Source organism: Affinundibacterium danionis (genome assembly GCF_042432465.1).
GTDB classification, from domain to species: Bacteria; Pseudomonadota; Gammaproteobacteria; order Burkholderiales; family Burkholderiaceae_D; genus Undibacterium; species Undibacterium danionis.
The window spans coordinates 286,527-302,069 of sequence record NZ_JBHLXJ010000013.1 but is presented as its reverse complement, the minus strand read 5'-3'; the positions used below and the strand labels follow the sequence as shown (position 1 = coordinate 302,069).

General features: G+C 47.6%; 10 protein-coding genes. 5 read left to right on the top strand and 5 right to left on the bottom strand.

Annotation, left to right across the window (positions count from 1 at the left end; translation table 11 throughout):
- Positions 1-188: 188 nt before the first annotated feature.
- Positions 189-1,037, bottom strand: coding sequence for an REP-associated tyrosine transposase (locus ACFFJH_RS12605; protein WP_390213147.1), 849 nt, complete (start codon positions 1,035-1,037; stop codon positions 189-191).
- Positions 1,038-1,336: 299 nt separating this feature from the next.
- Between ACFFJH_RS12605 and ACFFJH_RS12600 the strand changes: the two genes are divergently transcribed.
- From ACFFJH_RS12600 to ACFFJH_RS12585, 4 genes are read left to right on the top strand one after another with little or no spacing between them, the layout of a single operon-like run.
- A complete protein-coding gene (locus tag ACFFJH_RS12600; RefSeq protein WP_390213146.1) occupies positions 1,337-2,125 on the top strand; it encodes a DNA adenine methylase in 789 nt (262 codons plus the stop codon).
- A gap of 8 nt (positions 2,126-2,133) precedes the next feature.
- The gene (locus tag ACFFJH_RS12595) at positions 2,134-3,315 is read left to right on the top strand and encodes a metallophosphoesterase family protein (protein ID WP_390213144.1); all 1,182 of its coding nucleotides are present in this window, start codon (positions 2,134-2,136) and stop codon (positions 3,313-3,315) included.
- A gap of 3 nt (positions 3,316-3,318) precedes the next feature.
- Complete coding sequence (locus tag ACFFJH_RS12590; RefSeq protein WP_390213142.1) at positions 3,319-5,184, top strand: ORC-CDC6 family AAA ATPase; 1,866 nt, start codon at positions 3,319-3,321, stop codon at positions 5,182-5,184.
- Positions 5,185-5,193: 9 nt separating this feature from the next.
- Positions 5,194-6,138, top strand: coding sequence for a hypothetical protein (locus ACFFJH_RS12585; protein WP_390213140.1), 945 nt, complete (start codon positions 5,194-5,196; stop codon positions 6,136-6,138).
- Positions 6,139-6,187: 49 nt separating this feature from the next.
- Here ACFFJH_RS12585 and ACFFJH_RS12580 read toward each other — a convergent pair whose 3' ends face one another.
- Positions 6,188-10,948 carry an NAD-glutamate dehydrogenase gene (locus tag ACFFJH_RS12580; RefSeq protein ID WP_390213137.1) on the bottom strand — a complete coding sequence of 1,587 codons (4,761 nt, stop codon included), beginning with the start codon at positions 10,946-10,948 and terminating at the stop codon, positions 6,188-6,190.
- A 649-nt stretch (positions 10,949-11,597) separates the two neighbouring features.
- On the opposite strand from ACFFJH_RS12580, the gene ACFFJH_RS12575 reads away from it, so the two are divergent.
- Complete coding sequence (locus ACFFJH_RS12575; protein WP_390213136.1) at positions 11,598-12,125, top strand: hypothetical protein; 528 nt, start codon at positions 11,598-11,600, stop codon at positions 12,123-12,125.
- A gap of 164 nt (positions 12,126-12,289) precedes the next feature.
- On the opposite strand, the gene ACFFJH_RS12570 is transcribed toward ACFFJH_RS12575, so the two are convergent.
- From ACFFJH_RS12570 to modB, 3 genes are all read right to left on the bottom strand, one after another.
- Complete coding sequence (locus tag ACFFJH_RS12570; protein ID WP_390213134.1) at positions 12,290-13,789, bottom strand: diguanylate cyclase; 1,500 nt, start codon at positions 13,787-13,789, stop codon at positions 12,290-12,292.
- A gap of 319 nt (positions 13,790-14,108) precedes the next feature.
- Positions 14,109-14,783 carry a sulfate/molybdate ABC transporter ATP-binding protein gene (locus ACFFJH_RS12565; RefSeq protein ID WP_390213132.1) on the bottom strand — a complete coding sequence of 225 codons (675 nt, stop codon included), beginning with the start codon at positions 14,781-14,783 and terminating at the stop codon, positions 14,109-14,111.
- Positions 14,784-14,866: 83 nt separating this feature from the next.
- Positions 14,867-15,541: a molybdate ABC transporter permease subunit gene (gene modB / locus ACFFJH_RS12560; RefSeq protein ID WP_390213130.1), complete on the bottom strand. Its 675-nt coding sequence runs from the start codon at positions 15,539-15,541 to the stop codon at positions 14,867-14,869.
- Positions 15,542-15,543: the final 2 nt, after the last annotated feature.

The following is a 15,543-nucleotide window of genomic DNA, read 5'->3' as shown; positions in this document are numbered from 1 at the left end:
ATGTTTAGGATCAAGCCTTGATATGCAAGCTCACTAAACCTAACTCGCAGGTTGAGTCACTGCCGAGCAAAACAAAATTGGAATAAGTGGTTCAGAGGTCGAGCCCATTTTTCTACGATTCACCTCACGCCTAATTCAATCACTATCATATGAATTAAGGGCCAAGCCTTACATTCGATATTCAACAATCAAACAACACCACGCTCTTTCTGTCTCACAGCCCGACTAACCGTCGCATAACTTACCCCAAAATGACTACCTACTTGCTCTAATGTGTAGTACCCACTTAAGTAGGCCATTGCCATATTTTCGTTTCGCGTATTTCCCAAATTGGCAAAGTAATCCAATGGTTTGATCGGGGCTTGTTTTTGTTTTTTCGGGATGTCTTTGAGCGATTGTTCGGGATCGAGCTTGCATTGCATATCAAGTACAAAATCGTCGTCACCGAGATAAATTTGGTTCTTCAGGCTCTGCCAAGGAGAAGGCTGTCCTTTGCCCTGCTGTACAAATTCACGATAGCGCTGCTGTGCGATATGCTTGGTCTTGGCAAATCCACCCAGAACCCAATCGGTCGTTAAACACGCAGCACCTTCTGCCATGCCTGCGGTAGCGCGATAACTGCTCCACGGCCAATCTTTAGCGTTGCGAACCATGCCAGCACGTACCGGATTTAAGGCGATGTAGCGCGCCAATTCAAGCAAGTAGGATTCCTTCTGCACCAAAATCGCTTTAAATCGCCCCTGAAAAACATGGCCGACGCGCTGATACTGCCGATTGACGTACTGGGTATAAGAACCATTGAGCAATTTCATACCGTCAGACAAACTTGCGCGGTTTGTTTCAATCAACAGGTGGTAGTGATTGTCCATCAAACAGTAAGCGTGGCAATACCAATCATAGCGATCCACTGCGATTTTCAACAGCGATAAAAACCGCTGTCTATCGTCGTCATTCGCATAAATATTCGCGCGTGCATTCCCGCGGGCAGTGACGTGATACAAAGCACCTGCAAATTCTATGCGTAAGGGTCTCGCCATTTCAATCTCCCGTTGATTTAGTTCCGGTAGAGTTTAGGATGATAAACGAGGAATGTCAAATGTAAGGCCTGACCCCATGCTTGTGCGGTCGAGTGTAGGATGGTGAAAGGGAAATGTCAAATGTAAGGCCTGACCCCGTGCTGTTTGGTTCGGCTACTTGACTACCGGGGGCTAATGGGTGCACCCGTGCTTTTCGCGAAAATCTCAAACCAGATACAAAAATTCGAGACTTGGACGAGTTCTCCCCCGCAGTACCGTAAAATAATGGCTCGAAAACTCAAAAAAAAGAAACAAAAACAATGAAAACGATACTTAGGTGGTCTGGAAGTAAAACGCGACTTCTTCCCGACCTACTGAAATCAAAGCCAAAAAATTACGAGAGATATGTCGAGCCGTTCGCCGGTTCTGCTTCGTTATTTTTTTCAATCGAACCCAACGAAGCAATACTAGGTGACCTGAACACCTGTGTGATGGAAGTATATCAAGCAGTGCGTGATGATCCTACGGGAGTTCATGAGACATTATGCAGCATTCCGAAAACCAAAGATGCCTACTATATGTTACGTGGGCTGTCACCTTCTGACTTAACAAGACTACAAAGAGCCGCAAGATTGATATTTTTGATGAAAGCTTGCTTTAATGGTGTTTACAGAACGAATCAACTTGGCCAATTCAATGTTCCGATGGGCGATAAGATCTACTCCCTCCCTTCAAAAGAAGAGCTACTCATCGCGCAGTCACTTCTCCAAAGAACCCAACTATATAATCAAGACTTTTCAAAAACTACGGCGCTATGCAAACCCAATGATTGGGTATATTTCGATCCACCATACAAGGCGGTGAAGCGATACCGAGGCGAATATGGCTACGAATCAAAATCACACAATGTACTTTTCGATGAGCTAGTAAATGACGCGCAACGCTTGGCGGAAATTGGGTGTTATGTAACAATCTCTTACGCCTTTGATGAAGAATTGATTGGTAAGTTTTGCGGCTGGAATTTTTTACATGTAAATGCAAGAAGAAGTGTTTCCGGAAGTATGAAAGAGCGAAAATTGGCAAAAGAACTCATTATCCAAAACTACTAGGATTCAATATGACAGAGCTTATAAAATTTCTAGTAGTGAGTGATATTCACGCGTTTGTCGACAAGAAAAAAAATGATGGATCACTTTTGGACTACTCAGGAGACAGTAGAACATCTACGAATCCGTTGAAGGACCTCATAAAAGTCGCTAGTGCGCAGAGTATTAAGGTTGATGCACTTGTTTGTGCTGGAGACATATGCAACAAAGCAGATCCTGCTGGACTTGCGGCGGCTTGGAGCGATCTTCATTGCCTCGCTAGCACGCTTGGAAATGCAACATTACTAGCAACGAATGGTAATCATGACTTAGACTCTCGGCACCTGACCGAAGACGTAGATCCCGATCCCAAAGGCGCACTTCTAGCGTTAGAACCACCGTTCCCTTTCGAGGACATCGCTCTAAGCAATCAGTATTGGGCTAGAAATTTTGTTTTTGTGCCGCAAAAAGAGGATGTTCTTACGGTCATTCTAAACACTAGCGCTTACCATGGTGGGCAACAAAACGAAATAGATCATGGAAGAGTCAGCAAAAAAACAATTCAATCTTTATGTGAATCACTTAAAAGAGAGAGAAAATATCGCGCTTATGTCCTAATCTGTCACCATCATCCGATTCCACAGGACGGTTGGGGAGGTCGTACGGATGGTGAATTCATTCTAAATGGCACAGAGCTCTTAAACTCAATTGTTAGTGCTACTGGAAGTTCTTGGCTCGTTGTTCATGGACATAGGCATCAACCGAAACTTGTACACGGAACCTCGGTGAACAACGACGTGCCTTTCGTACTTGGAGTCGGAAGTCTCGGCGCACGCATTACAGGTGTATCAAACCAATTCCATATCGTCACACTCTACGAATCGAATGAAAGTACCTTTGCGTCAATTTCTGGCGTTGTCGAAACCTGGTCCTGGTCAGATGTTGATGGATGGGAACAAGAAAGTAGAAGCAAAGGACTACCAACGGAATGTGGTTTCGGATATCTAGGGCGCGTACCTCAATTAGCGATGTTGATACGAGACCTCTTAAATAACCATAAACAACCATTTATGGAGTGGACTCAAGTCGCTCAACACCACCCAGAAGTGAAATTCTTGTTACCAGAGACGCTCAAGTCTTTTGAGAGAGAACTAGATACTTTCGGACTCAAATTAATGCAGCATCGCGGTCGAATTTACCAGGTTGGAGCGTAATAAATGCAAACGGAAAATACGAATAGCGGATTCTTCGCTAGCTTCAATGCACGGCATCTTGATACGGTCCAAGTTGCTCAATCTTTTGTGCCAAATTCAAAGTTCACCCAGCTCGTCGGGTTGCAGCATTCTCTACTTGTAGGTGCTCGTGGGAGCGGCAAAACGCACATGCTAAAAATGCTCCAACCAAAAGCTCTTAACCGTTGGACACATTCAACCGCAGACTCTATTCGTAACGCAATTCCATACTTTGGAGTTTTCATTCCTGCCGATGAGGCTTGGCGGCAGCAGGTAGAAATAACTTCTGAAGCGATACCGGGTGAATTGCAAAATTCGTATAGGATGGCTGTATTCACAACGCATGTACAACGATCTCTTGTAGACTGTTTTATTCAATTGACTCGCGATCGAAGCAATACACAGTGCAGCTTCGGGAATGTAACACTTGACGCAAATGGTGAATCTGAAATTTGCAAAACATTGGCAGTTAGCTGGAAACTCACTCCTCGAATTCATTCGTTCTTTGGTGTAAGGCAAGCTTTAGTCGATCGACTAGGTGATTTATATGACGCTGCAGAAAACCCTCAACTAACGAACCCCTTACTAGCACTATGCCAACGCCAGCCGGTACAAGCGGTGTTGCAAGGAACAGGGGCATTTGACACGCAAATCGGAAGATTCGAAGGTCGATGGTGCTTGATGTTTGACGAATTAGAAATTGCTCCAATTGAAATTCAAAAGATATTATTTCGGAGCTTAAGATCAACAGATCAAAGTATTCTTTTTAAATTGGCTTTGAGTCCGTCTGCACAGGCTGCTTCAGTTTTTCGCGAAGTACTTGGCCCCTCAGTTGGCAATGACTTTGACGAAATTTCACTATATTCGGATTCAAAAGAAACACAGGTGTTTTGCGAAGCACTCTGGGATAAATTGACTATCGGAACAAACGCAGAACACCTTAAGCCAACAGCTGTACTAAGCCACTCTCTATTTTACGAACCAGATGCAGCAAATCCATACAGTAAAACGGGACGTTGGCAAGCTGCGTCGACAAGCTTGGCAAAAAAAGACGCTTCTTATGTCAAGTTTCTGTCCCGATACGGTATAGACCCAAATGACCTATGGTCCTCAGCGCCAAACTTAAAAAATACCGTCATTCGAAAAATAGGACCAATTGTTGGTTATAGAGATCATCTTTACCATTTCAACCCAAAATCACAAACAGTAAAGATTCGTAACGATAAGTCCAAGCCAGCAACGATATATAGTGGTTGGGAGGTGTTGTGTTTAGTAACAGAGGGGAATCCTCGTTGGTTCACAGGCATCGTACGAAATCTGCTAATAAAGCGAGATAGTTCAGTTTCAAAAAAAGAGCTTTCAAAAGAAGCTCAGTACGACAGCCTATTGGCGGCGTCACAAAAATTCATGGATTATGTTTCAACCATCCCGAGTAAGACTAAATTGTCATCTAACATATCGAACAACAGCCTAAGTCAAATGATCGAGACACTAATTACAAGATTTCGCACCGAATTGCTTGAAGATGATTTTTCTCTTGATCCGGTTTTTAGTTTCCAAGTTGACGAGGGAAATGAAGATTTATGGCAGTCAATAATCGATGGTCTTTATGCAGGCGCATTTATACCCGTCGGTGGCTTAGAACGCAAATTTGCTTTTTCGAAAGATCTTTCTGGACAACGTTTGCGCTTGACTTATTTACTCGCACCACTAAAAGTACTCCCACTCAGAGCTGGAAAATCTCGAACACTATCAAGCTTACTCCAGCAAAGTCAGACTATTTTTCCAAGGAAAAATAGTCGAGAGTTAGATGGAGCGCCAGATGACCAGCCCAGCCTATTCAATGATTGAGGAAATCAGATGAAATATACAACGATAGAATCTGATTCGCTCGATGCAACCAAGTATAAACTTCTCGTTTCCGCGCTGGGATTTGAAAGTCGATCAACTGCCGTATCTGAAAAACTGGCACACAAAACTGAGAATCGCATAGCGTTGGGTTTTGATCATAACTTGACATGCTCATATTCTCGAAATCTCAGTTGGTTCAAAGAAAATGACTTTCAAGTGATATCAGAAATAAGTGCAGAAAAATTTTCAGGAGTGTTCGAACATGAGGTCGGTAAATTTCTCAATGAACGATCGGAACAAGACGCGACCGTTAAAATTGCCATAGATATTTCCTGTTTTGATCGTCGGAGAATGGCTGAAATACTTCAATTTTTGTTGTCCAATAAGTCACCAAATATTGAAATCGACTTCTGGTATTGTATTGGCAAGTTCCAACCGCCTCAAAATGAATTGAGCAGAAACGAAGTTGCTGGCCCCATCCACAAAAAATACACTGGTAGATTCACAGAACCAGGAAAACCACTTGCGCTTGTTGCAGGTTTAGGCTACGAACCAGGTCGAGTAATGGGTGCTGCAGAGTATCTTCAAGCATCTACAGTCGTAGCGTTCCTTCCGCAGTCGCCCATATCGGAATACTTTGAAGTTGTGAAAACTTCGAACAAAACAATGTTAGAGGAAATTGAACAGAGAAGGACTCTAGATTACGATGTTACCGACCCAGGGCGACTAATTGCCACACTCGATTCAATCATTAGAGGACTAAACGACAAACATAACATCATATTATTACCGGGCGGCCCAAAAATCTTCGCCCTTTGCGCATTGATAGCTGGTACATTAAATCGTCAGGTCGGCGTTTGGCGAGTTAGTTCGTGTGCATCCTTAAATCCAAATGATGTTGAATCAAGTGGGGTCTTCCTAGGTTTAAGACTTTCTTCACATACGGATGACTGAGACGAAATTGGCTGTGACTAATAGCATCACAGCCAATTTCATGTCGGTATCAAGCCAACCCACGCAACTCCCTTAACGCCACAGACACAGGCGCCAAATCCGCACCCTGCGTCGTAATCGTCGCCAACAATTGATTCAACTTCGCAATCGCTGCGGTGTGTTGCTCGCGCCAGGTTGCGATGTCTTCTTGGCGTGATAGCAGTGATTTGGTGACTTGGCTGGCGATGGAGTACACGTCGTCGCGGGCGCTGCCGCGGGCTTGTGTTTGCCATAGCGTATCGGTTGGTAGGCGATTGATTTGATCGCGCCAGCCGGTTAAGCCAAGTTCGGCATCGACACCAAAATAGGTGCGCGCTGCTTTTTCTAAATCGCTGCTTGTGCTTTGTGCGAGGTCGACTAAATCCAGCGCTGGGAAGATGAATTCCAAGGCGGCGAGATTTTCGGCGAGACCTGCTTCGACACCGGCTTGGACCAAGGCTGCGCTGGCTTCTTGCAAGCTGGCGTAGGCCGCTGCTGGCAACCATGTGGAGACGTTGGCGCGTAGTTCGCGTGCGCCTGGTTGGTAGCGTTGGATCAGCGTTGGCAAGTCGGCGTTTTGGGTGCGGGCACGTAGCATCCAACGTGAGGCGCGTTGCGCGATCGCTGTGAGTTTGCTGAGCAAGTCTAATTGCAGTTTGGAATCGACTTTGTAATCCAAGGCGTCGATTTGATCCCACAAGGCTTCTAAGTCAAAAATCTCGCGTGCTAAGGTGAAGGCGCGGATCACATCGGCAGCGGAAGCGGCGGCTTCTGAGGCGATGAAATTGACAAAGGTCGCGCCAGTGCGATTGACCACGGTGTTGGTGATGAAGGTGGCGATGATCTCGCGTTTCAACTGGTGATTGGCAATCGCTTCTGGGAATTTCTCGGATAAAACTTGCGGGAAGTAGGCCTTCAAAGCGCGGCTGAAGAATGGGTCGTCTGGCAAATTAGACGCGACCAATTCATCAAACACCGCCATCTTGGCGTAGGCTAAGACGACTGCGTTTTCTGGTGCGGTGAGGCCTTGTTTGTGGGCGCGACGACGGGCGATTTCTTCATCCGATGGGAGGAATTCAATCGCACGGTTTAAGCGACCTTGGCGCTCTAAGGTTTGCATCAAACGTTGCTGACCATCGAGTACATACAGCGGACGATGGCAAGCGATGTCGAGTGCTTGGCCTTGGTAGTAGTTGTCGGTTAACACTAAGTGGCCGACTTCATCGGTCATCGAGGCTAACAAATCATTACGTTGTTTGAGCGTGAGATCGCCTGCTTCGGTGATCGCGCCAACCAAAATCTTGATATTGACTTCGTGATCGGAGCAATCGACACCGGCGGAGTTATCAATCGCGTCGGTGTAGATGCGGCCACCTTTTTGCGCGAATTCGATACGACCGTTTTGGGTGCAACCGAGGTTACCGCCCTCTGCTAAAACTTTGCAGCGCAGCTCGTTACCATTGACGCGGAAGGCATCGCTGGATTTGTCACCGACTTGGGCGTGGGTTTCAAACGTGGCTTTGACGTAGGTACCGATACCGCCGTTGTAGAGCAAATCGACAGGCGCTTGCAAGATCGCTTTGAGCAATTCGACAGGCGTGAGTTCTGCGGTCTCGATACCTAATACGGCGCGGGCTTCTGGACTGAGGCTAATCGATTTCGCACCACGTGGATAGACGCCACCGCCTTTGGAAATTAAGTCTTTGTTGTAATCATCCCAGCTGGAGCGCGGCAGATTGAACATGCGTTGGCGTTCAGCGAATGACTTAGCGACATCGGGATTTGGGTCGATGAAAATATGGCGGTGATCAAATGCCAGTACCAATTTAATTTGTTCGGATAAGAGCATGCCGTTACCAAACACGTCGCCCGACATATCGCCGATACCCGCCACCGTGAATGGCGTGGTTTGTGTGTTGTGACCGAAAGAGCGGAAATGACGTTTGACCGACTCCCATGCACCACGTGCGGTGATGCCCATTTTTTTGTGGTCGTAACCGACCGAGCCACCAGAGGCAAACGCATCGCCTAGCCAGAAACCGTAATCGGCTGAAACTCCATTGGCGATATCAGAGAAAGTTGCCGTGCCTTTGTCGGCAGCGACGACCAAATATGGATCATCTGGATCATGGCGCACGACTTTGGTCGGTGGTACGACATTGCCTTTGACGATGTTGTCGGTCACGTCTAACAGACCAGACAAGAAGATCTTGTAGCACGCCACGCCTTCGGCTTGATAGGCTTCGCGGTCTGTCATCGGTGGCGCATTCTTCAAGACGAAACCGCCTTTAGAACCGACTGGCACGATGACGGTATTTTTGACTTGCTGCGCTTTGACCAAACCAAGAATCTCGGTACGGAAATCTTCACGGCGATCTGACCAACGCAGACCACCGCGCGCGACTTTGCCGCCTCGTAAATGCACGCCTTCGACACGTGGGGAATAGACCCAGATTTCGAATAATGGTTTTGGTTCTGGCACGCCTGGCACTTCGCGTGGATTGAGTTTGAAACTCATGTAAGGCTTGAACGCGCCAGTCTCGGTGGTTTGCCATAAGTTAGTACGCAAGGTCGCCAAAATTGTGGCGATGAATTGGCGCAAGATGCGGTCTTCATCCAAACTGGCAACTTGGCTCATCGCTGCTTCGATTTGTTCGCGGATATGTTTTTGTGCTGCATCACGATCGCCCACAAAATCAGGCTTAAAGCGTGCGCCGAATAATTCTGCGATCAATTGCGTGATGCCGCAGTTTTTGTTCAATGCCGCTTCGATGTAGTTTTGGCTGTAGGCGAAACCGAGTTGTTTGAAATAACGTGAGCATGCGCGCAAGACTGCGATAGAGCGGGCATCGAGCGCGGTGTTGAGTACGAGACGATTCAGATCATCGCTCTCAACTTCGCCACGCCATGCTTGACAGAACAGTTCTTCAAAACGGGCTTTGACTGCAGCCAGATCAGTTTCGACTGGCAATTGCAAACCCAGATCATGAATCCACAATTCGCTAGCGCCATCTGCTACGTGGTAAGGATGTTCGTCGAGTACACGTGCGCCCATGCGTTCTAGCACAGGTAGAGAATCGGACAAGGCGACTTTAGAGGTGTTGTAAATCTTAAATCGCAACAAACCCGCGACGGCATCTAAAGGACGATACAGCTTAACTGCCAATGGCGCGGCATTTGATAAGCCAGCCAAGATATCGGCATCTTCAGCACCGGCTTGTGGCGAGAAGTCTTCGCGATACGCGCTTGGGAAAGCATTCGCAAAACGATTCGCCAAATCTAAGCCACGGCCTTCGCCATGGGTGCGCAAGAGTTCGTTGCTGCAATCGTCTTCCCAACGTTGCGCGAGTTTGGCGATGCGAGCTTCGAGCGCAGACACGTTCACGTTCAAAGGTGCATCGGCTTTGGCACGCACCAAATAGTGAATACGCGCTAACGGGCTATCGGTCAGCATCGGTGTGAATTCGATCGATTGACCATCTAAGGCGCTCATCAATTCGCTACTGATCTTGACGCGCAATTCGGTGTTGTAGCGATCACGTGGCACAAACACTTGCGCTGAAGTGAAGCGACCAAACGGATCACGGCGCAAGAACAAACGCACACGCTGACGTTCTTGCAAACGCAAAATACCAATCGCGTGATCGGTCAAAGTGGCGGTATCGACTTGGAATAATTCATCACGTGGATAATCATCAAGAATCGATTGCAATGCTTTAGCGGCATGGCTCTCTGGCACTACACCTGCCGCACTCATCACGGCAGCAGTGCGTTGACGTACTTGTGGAATCTCGCTCACTGCTGCGGAATACGCGGTCGAAGTGTAGAGACCGAGGAAGCGCGATTCACCAATCACTTGACCGGCATCATTAAAGCGTTTGACCGCAATGTAATCGAGCCATGCTGGGCGATGCACGGTGGCACGTGTCATTGCTTTGGTGACTAAGACCGTTTCGTCGGAATCGATCAATGCCACAACTTCAGGCGGCAATAAGGTTTCGTTGGTATTGACCTTGCCACGCAAAATGCCGAGGCCGGAATCGGGCAATGCGACCAAGCTAACTTGATTGCCATTGCGTTTAAGTTCGTAATCACGCGCACCCAAGAAGGTGAAATGACGGTCTTCTAACCAACGTAAAAAGGCGATACCTTCGCCATGGCTGTGGTGCGTGCCGGTGAATTTTTCTGAGGCGGTGATGAGTTCTTTGACACGGCCTAACATTGGCTGCCAATCAACCACGGCACTACGCACATCAGCGAGCACGTGCATCAAGTCATCAACTAAGGCTTGTTGGTCGGCGGCGCTGAGGATGCGATCGCATTCGACCAAGATCAAGGATTCCACCGGATCATGACGGCCAGCGGCAGTTGCCGCAGCGACGGTACTGACTTCGGCAATACTGCCATCGGCATTGCGCGCCACGCTCATCAAAGGATGCACAATCCAGTGCGCGGTACGACCGCTGCGGTTAATCGCCATCGTGACGGAATCGACTAAGAACGGCATATTGTCGTTCACGATCTGTACGACTGTGTGTTCGCTGACAAAGCCATCTTCTGCCAAACTAGGGTTAAACACGCGGATCTTCGGCGTATTCGCTGCGCGCGGTGTATCTAGCAAGCGCCAATGCGCGTTCGCCAAGGCAAACAAATTCGCCGCGCCACGGGCGGTGATTTCATCGGGATCGGTATTTTCAAAATAGGCAGCGATAAAGCCGCCTTGACGTTTGCTGGCTGAGCCAGAATGTTCTTGGGCATATGCCATGAGTTCGGCAAAATGGGATGAGGTCATGCTTGTTCCTTACTTGTTTAAAGTTCAAGAAGTGCCAATTTCATTATCGGTTTTTATGTTTTGCGAACGCCTCTTTTGGATAAAAAGAAGTTTCGCCGAGCTTACGCTATTCTTAGTGGGGATTCTCTAGAAATTCCCATATTGCAAGTATCCTCCAATCACGAGGGAATGACAAATCCGGCACGAAAATTCCGACAGCGAGAAGACCACTAGGCAAAGTGCCGCTAGTGTAGCTTTAATTGTATTGTTCAGGCGGTAAGACCAGATGGTGCAAGAACTTAGTTTGGCTTAGATCAAAGTGCGCCTGGGAGTTCCTGCACTTTCAAGGCTAGGTTTCTACACAAATCGGTGCACCACTGAAAGTCCCCTCCCTTTCAAGGGGAGGGCTAGGGTGGGGATGGGTTATAGGGACGTAATCAACAGTCTTGATTTCACGACCAAGACCCATCCCCATCCCGACCTTCCCCTTGAAGGGGAAGGAGAAAAACCAATCTGTCATCAGTTCCGAACTATATCTTGATTTTGATTGACACCTATGGGATTGCGCCAGCCACATTCCACTCCCACTTGCATGTCCAAAAGGCTACAATCACTACTCCATCAGTTGCCTCTATTGCGTCAGCTCATTCTGGATAAATAAAACAGTTCAATGAAACCAACGATAATCGACGCGCTTACCGCACCATTACAGAGACGTAATAGCAGCCCTGGCTGGAGCTTTGCAATGGCGGTTATCTGGTTATTGTTAGGATGGCAGGCATACAACTTTCAGCAAGACCAAATCACGCAAGCACGCTTGCAATCGCCAGCGCAAGCGAAAGTGCAATTTGTCAGTGCCAAGTGCCGCGATAAAAGTAGCCGCAACTCGCCCATTTACCTGAGTAAAACTTATACCTACCAAACTTCACCGCAAACGCAAGCTTACGAAGTTGATGACTTGATTCGCTATCCGTCGATGGCGCAATGTGAAGCTGATTTAGCAAGAGCGCACACTCTCTCACCACGACAAGTGGTTTGGTTCGATCAAACACAAGCTGCCAAAGCACGCTGGGATTTAGAAGAAGCCTCGCCAGCAGTGATCTTTTGGTTCTTCGGGATTAGCATATTTATCTTGCTGGCGTTTGGGATCACTGGACTCAGACATAACAAGTCTTTGAGGGATCAGTATAGACACTAACACTGCAGTGATTTGAGCAACGACGGAGAGCTCCCGCACCGCATGTCGTTCTACGGATGGATTAGGTTCCCGCCCTTTCAAGGGGCGGGCTAGGGTGGGGATGGGGTTGGTTGCTCCGCGCGGGCTGCACCTGTCCTACATAACTAGAGACGATTAAGACTTGCTTATGCAAGCTTAACTATCTTTACACCATCGACTTGATCATCAGCTTGCCCTAGCATTTGCGCGCGCACTCGATTGCGCCCCGCATTCTTAGCAGCGTATAGTGCGGCGTCGGCACGTGCTACTAGGTCTTTGCCGGTATCGCCCTCTTGATACGTCGATACACCTAGGCTGATGGTGATGTGTTGCTCATGGGTGAATTGCTGCTGTTCGACTGTGGCACGTAGGTCTTCTGCGAGTGATAAAGCACCTTCTAAATTGGTGTAAGGGCAAATGACGATGAATTCTTCGCCGCCCCAACGACCGACTAAATCAATTTCGCGCGTTCTTTGACGAAGTAGTTCTGCTACGCTGACCAATAGCTGATCGCCAGCTTGATGCCCATAAACATCATTAACCCGCTTGAAAAAATCAATGTCTAGCATGATTACGCTCATGACTTGTGCTGCGCGTTGCGCGCGATGGATTTCGATATTAAGGGTTTGATCAATTTTAAGGCGGTTGTATAAACCTGTAAGTTGATCGGTCTCGGCGAGGTGGATCAATTTGCGATTAAGTTGACTGAGCTTACGATTCCAATAGAAAACGATCAGTAATAGCACAACGGCGACACCCAATACTTTCCAAAATAATCGATAGTCGACACCTTGCTGCACTTTGACCGAAACGTGGCGATTTGAAATCATTTCTCGCTCTTGCGGTGTGATGGTGCGCGCGCCTTTGTCTAAGATGCTCAACAGCAGCGTCTCATCTTTGAGAACGCCGATACGTAATTGATTGACGAACTGAGGCACTTGGCCAGCAATCTTGAGATTAAACAAACCTTCTTTTTTGATCGCATAGGCCGCCACGATTAAAGAACGTACCGTCAAATCCGCCTTACGCGTCGAAACAAGTTCTACTGCTTCATCTTCGGTATTGGTCAACACCACACGCAAGTTGGGAAACTCTTGCCGAATCCGCTCTTCCACCATGGTGCCGCGTGGAAGTGCCAACACCTCGTTCGACAATCCACGCAGATCACCAACGTAGGCGTGCTCTTCTCGTGTCACTAAGATATTGGGGTCTAGAAAAATCGGTGTCGTGAACTGCAGCCAAACGGCACGACTAGCACTTTCATTCAAAAAACTGGTGATCTGACAACGACCTGCTTTTGATGCCGCTAGGCTCTCTTCCCAAGTTTTGGTCGGCACCAATTGCAGTTGTAAACCAACCCGCTGCGCCACCAACTGTACCAAGTCGGCGCCAATGCCTTCATGTTTCCCTTCGGGGGTAATGCGTTCAAACGGCACCCAATCTGGGTCCACGCACATAGTAATTGGCTTGGCTTTTTGGATATAGGCGCTTTCCTCAGAAGTAAAGCTAATAGTCACCGATGTGGGGGTTTCATTGGCAACGCTTGCAGGCGTATTGGCCGACACGTCTGTAAATGCTAACGCCGACAGTAGTAGGAGAGCTGGCTTCAATAGCGAATACGAGTTGAGAGGCAAAACAATACGCATAGCGATTATTCGAAAATAAAGTGAAACATGAGATAGGGCAGATGCTTAGAAGTTCGCATACCGCGCTTTTCTAGCAAGAATGGGCTAGATTGGTTTCGCTCCATTTTTAAATTTAAATAGCTTTCTCCCATTGTTTCGTGAAAAGACAGGCTACTCAGCGGTCTTAATGTATCAGGTTTTCTAAGTCAGGTCTTTATATAGATCAAAGAAGATGGAGGAATTTTAGAAATCCTTAATTTCTAAATATCCATAATATACAACCTCGATCTTATGCGATGTTGCGTCACGTAGTTCGCATTCGCCCACTTTTCTATACCTGTCAAACAGTATAGACGCGACCTGCGCTCATGGTCAGAACCTGTTCGCCAAATACAGCGGCATCTTCAGGATCATGCGTAATCAAAATCATAGGAACTTGTAGGTTCTTTTGCAACGCATCTAATTCTTGGCGTAGGCTTGTGCGCAAGGCCGGATCGAGTGCTGCAAATGGCTCGTCCAGTAACAGGGCTGAGGGTTGTGAAATCAAAGCGCGGGCGAGTGCGGTGCGCTGTTTTTGTCCGCCAGAAAGTTGGTCTGGCATTTGATCGGCCATCGCTTGCAATTGAAACACCTCAAGCCAATGCGTGACGGCAGCCACCGAGGTTTGGGGATGTGGATTACGCCAAGAGCGTGTTAGGCCAAAGGCGATATTTTGACGTACATTCAAATGCGGAAACAAGGCGTAATCTTGAAATAAATAGGCTAGTCGCCTTTGTTGCGGTGCTAGATTAATGCGGCGCTCTTTATGAAATAGGATTTGCTCACCCAACGCGATATGACCGCTATCTGGGGTAATCAAACCCGCAATAGCTTTAAGCGTTAAACTTTTACCTGAACCTGATTCACCAAGAATAACGATACGTTGCTTATCACTACTACTCGACAGTTGCACGTCGAGATCGAACACACGCCGATCCGAGCTGAGTCTTTTTTTAAAATGTATATCAAAACGCATCTGGATCTTTCTACTATTTTTTCTTTTGCGATAAACAAGGCGTGCCGCTTCGGTCAAACATTATCGGACTCGGCTATTCTCAGCTATTCTCGACTATTAACGCGCCCTGGCGCTAATTTACCAGCGATCAGCAATACCGAAATACACACCAGCGAGGTCACCAACACTAGGGTATTCGCCGCATCGTCTTGTCCTGCCTGCACCGCTTCATATATCGCTATCGACAGAGTTTGCGTCTTACCGGGAATACTGCCCGCAACCATCAGAGTTGCACCAAATTCTCCCAATGCGCGGGCAAAACCTAACAGCACACCAGCTAAGATGCCGCGCCACGCAAGGGGTAAAGTAACTCTGAAAAAAAGGGCGACTTCCGATATTCCCAACACACGTGCTGCTTGTTCCAATTGTCCATCCACTGCTTCAAAGGCCGCACGTGCAGGTTTAAACACCAATGGGAAAGACACGATTGAGGCCGCCACCACCGCGCCCTGCCACGTGAAAATAAAGCTAAAGCCGAAATGATCTTGTAACCATGCGCCTAGCCAGCTACGTCGTCCCAACAAGACCAAAAGATAGTAGCCCAACACGGTCGGCGGCATCACCATCGGTAAGGTCAATATCGTATCGAGTAAATTACGACCAGGAAAACGCAGCCGCGCCAAACCATAGCCCACCAAAACACCCAGCACCAAATTAATCGCGGTCGCCAACCCCGCAACTTTTAAAGACAACAGGATCGCGGCCCACTCAAAATTCATCG